2 protein-coding genes are annotated in these 2,707 nt (G+C 42.9%); both read left to right on the top strand.

All coding sequences use genetic code 11. From position 1 onward, the window contains the following. The first annotated feature begins 124 nt into the window (after positions 1-124). Entirely contained in the window at positions 125-1,936 is a 1,812-nt protein-coding gene (locus LUQ50_RS02215) for a KUP/HAK/KT family potassium transporter (RefSeq protein ID WP_300035524.1), read from the top strand. 81 nt (positions 1,937-2,017) lie between these two features. Further along, a partial coding sequence (locus LUQ50_RS02210) for an NAD-binding protein (RefSeq protein WP_300035522.1) occupies positions 2,018-2,707 on the top strand: 690 nt, incomplete at its 3' end.

Raw genomic sequence — 2,707 nt, 5'->3', positions numbered from 1 at the left:
TGGATCTCATATTTTTCAAATTCAAACGGTAACAAACCGGAAGTTTTCATCCTGCTTAAAGTATCACCAATACTCCATGTACAAATCCTCTTATCCCTCAAGATTTGATTATCTGTAGATATCTATGGAAAATATTCCGCCAGTATCATCGATCATAAAGGCTACCGGCCTTGTCTTCGGAGACATCGGGACCAGTCCCATCTATACGCTGGCTGTTCTATTCGCCCTGATTCCCCCGACAGAGGAAGATATAATGGGGCTTATCTCGTTGATATTCTGGACACTTACCATTCTGGTCTCACTACAATATGCATTTCTTGCCATGCGACTCTCTCATAACGGCGAAGGCGGGACGATCGTACTAAAAGAAATTCTCTCCCCGATGCTCAAACATCCAATAAGTCTGGCAATTGTCACCCTAATCGCAACACTCGGTATATCCCTGATGATCGGTGACTGTGTCATCACACCGGCAATCAGTATTCTCTCTGCGGTTGAGGGTATCAAACTCGTTCCAGTATTAGGCGAAATCAGTCAGGGTCTTCTTATCACCATTGCAATCCTCATTACTCTCTTCCTCTTCTGGTCGCAGAAAAGAGGAACCGAAAAAATTGCCGCGATCTTCGGACCGGTAATGATCCTCTGGTTCATCGTGTTGCTGGTAACCGGATTATATTCCCTGATCCAGACCCCGCAAATACTTTTCTCGCTCTCACCCTCCTTTGCACTTCGATTCTTTGTAGATAATCCAATTGATGGATTTCTCTCATTATCTCTGGTTATCCTTTGTGCTACCGGAGGAGAAGCACTATTTGCTGATATGGGACATCTGGGTCGGGAACCAATCCGTTGGGCATGGATCTTTGTATTCATCGCTATCCTGATCTCGTATCTGGGTCAGGGGGCATATCTTTTAAGAACAGGAAATGCCAATAATCCGTTATTTGAGATGATATATTCTCAAGCGTCTTTCCTGTACATCCCATTCCTCCTGGTAATGATCATGGCAACCGTGATTGCTTCCCAGGCTGTTATTAGTGGTATATTTTCGGTCACGTTCCAGGCTATCTCTACACATCTGCTTCCTATGCTTCATATCGACTATACCTCATCACACCTGCGAACCCAGATCTACATCGATGCGATTAACTGGATGCTCTGTATCGCAGTCATATTGATGTTACTTATCTTCCAGTATTCAGAGAGGTTGGCTGAGGCATATGGTATCGCAGTAACGGGAACAATGCTTATCACCGGAATTCTCATGACTGCCATTTTCCTCCATAAGAACCAGCGGGGGTTTTTCGCACTCTCTGTTCTGGTGACACTTGTGGATCTGGCATTTTTCATCTCAATGCTGACAAAAGTCCCGGCTGGTGGTTTCTGGTCCCTCATTATTGCATCGGTCCCATTCTCAGTCATTATCATCTATACACACGGCCAGAAGATGTTATACCATGCCATGCATCCGATGGACTGGAAAACCTTCAGACAACGATATGCCAAGATCTACAAATCTACAAAACATATCACCGGGACTGCAGTCTTCTTTGCCAGATCAGTGGACCGGATTCCACCCTATATATCACGAACAATTTTTACCAGTGGAATACTGTATGAAAAGACGATCATTGTAAGTATGAACAGCACCGAAAACCCTTTTGGAATAGAGTCTACACTACAACCAGATTTAGAACCGGGACTTTCGATACTAACTATCTCACGAGGATACATGGAAGTTATTGATCTGATGCAGATCATACACCGGGCTGGTATTGAAGAACGAACAATATTTTATGGAATGGAAGAGATCGTAAGCAGGAAAATCGGGTTTAAATTATTTTACCTGATCAAAAGAATTTGTCCTTCGTTTGTTCAATATTATCGTCTCCCAGCCCAGAAAGTACATGGGGTTATCACCAGAATTGAACTTTAAAGCAATGAAAGAATTGATGATATGCAACCTACACCAAAGCGATCAAATGAAAAATAAAAAATCCCTGAATTAGTATAGAACATGAATCGGATCAAAAAATTATCCATACGAATACGAACCAGGCTTATTCACTCATACCGGCTCCAGCTGACACTCTATATCCTTTTATTCTTCCTGGTGATCATCGCATATGTTCTCATCTTCTGGTATTATTACCCGATATATGAAGGACAGGATGTCTCTCTGATGAAATCACTCCTTTTTGTCATGGAGACCATTACAACAGTTGGATATGGAGAGTTTGTTCCCTTCAAAACTGATCAGATGGCATTTGTAGCCATTGTAATCATGGCATCAGGAATTGTAGCATTCTTTGGTATCATCAATATCCTGATAACTCCAATGATCCAGGCACGGATACAACCAACCCCTCCCCAGAAACTCCCGTTCACCCCACATAAACATGTAATAATATTTGGATATTCACAGGTTATTCAGGAGGTTATCGATAACCTGAAAGCTATTGGTACTACGGTTGTTCTGATCGAGGAAGATCAGCACCGGGCTTTGCAACTTGCAGCCAGGATGGCCCAAGGTATTCACGTCATCTGGGGAGATTATCATAAAGAAAAAACATGGGACGCAGCGGGTGTATCTCATGCAGGATATATAATTCTCTTTCTTGAAGAACGGATTAGCGCCCGTGTTACACTCGGGATTAAACAACATTCATCGGCCGAGATCATTGCCGTGATCACCGATACTTCACTT

It is taken from the genome of Methanospirillum sp., from assembly GCF_028679455.1.
Taxonomy (GTDB): domain Archaea; phylum Halobacteriota; class Methanomicrobia; order Methanomicrobiales; family Methanospirillaceae; genus Methanospirillum.
This window is presented reverse-complemented; position numbering and strand designations above follow the sequence as displayed.